Source organism: Streptomyces sp. BV286 (assembly GCF_019090165.1).
Lineage (GTDB): Bacteria > Actinomycetota > Actinomycetes > Streptomycetales > Streptomycetaceae > Streptomyces.
Map to the genome: position 1 here is coordinate 1 of NZ_JAHRIB010000043.1, position 345 is coordinate 345.

General features: G+C 67.8%; 1 protein-coding gene. It reads left to right on the top strand.

The features are described 5' to 3' along the window. A partial coding sequence (locus KUF83_RS05930) for a HAMP domain-containing protein (protein ID WP_217453486.1) occupies positions 1 to 345 on the top strand: 345 nt, incomplete at both ends.

The window sequence follows — 345 nt, forward strand, 5'->3', positions numbered from 1 at the left end:
CGATCAACACCATGGTCGACCAGCTCTCCGCCTTCGCCGACGAGGTCACCCGCGTGGCCCGCGAGGTCGGCACCGAGGGAAACCTCGGCGGCCGGGCCCAGGTCCGCGGCGTCTCCGGCGTCTGGAAGGACCTCACCGACAACGTCAACTTCATGGCGGACAACCTCACTTCGCAGGTCCGCAACATCGCCCTCGTCTCCACCGCCGTGGCCCAGGGCGACCTCGGCAAGAAGATCACCGTGGAGGCGAAGGGGGAGATCCTGGAGCTGAAGTCGACGATCAACACCATGGTCGACCAGCTCTCCGCCTTCGCCGACGAGGTCACCCGCGTGGCCCGCGAGGTCG